The organism is Bacillus sp. SIMBA_031 (assembly GCF_046535225.1).
Taxonomy (GTDB): domain Bacteria; phylum Bacillota; class Bacilli; order Bacillales; family Bacillaceae; genus Bacillus; species Bacillus velezensis.
Window position 1 is genome coordinate 1 of sequence record NZ_JAWRXC010000389.1, and the last position, 260, is coordinate 260.

The following is a 260-nucleotide window of genomic DNA, read 5'->3' on the forward strand; positions in this document are numbered from 1 at the left end:
CTTTTTTGTTTACATCTTTGCCAAGCTCGCTGTTCATCCGTTGTGCTTCTTCGGTGATATCTTGAACGCGCCCCTTAGCAGTCCGGAGGTTAGCTATTTCGTCGTCGATCGCTTTTACGGCATCCTTATATTTCTTCTTCTTTCTGTCCGCCGCATTGGTGTTATTGACAAGGTTTGCTCTTGCAGCCTGTAGACGACCGATTTCTTCGTTGAGTACCTTAACACCTTCTCCCTTTTTCGCGGTTAATCCAACTTGCCGG

General features: G+C 46.9%; 1 pseudogene. It reads right to left on the reverse strand.

What is annotated here, in order from left to right:
- Window positions 1–260: pseudogene (locus tag SB724_RS20740) on the reverse strand (phage tail tape measure protein); the annotation flags it as partial.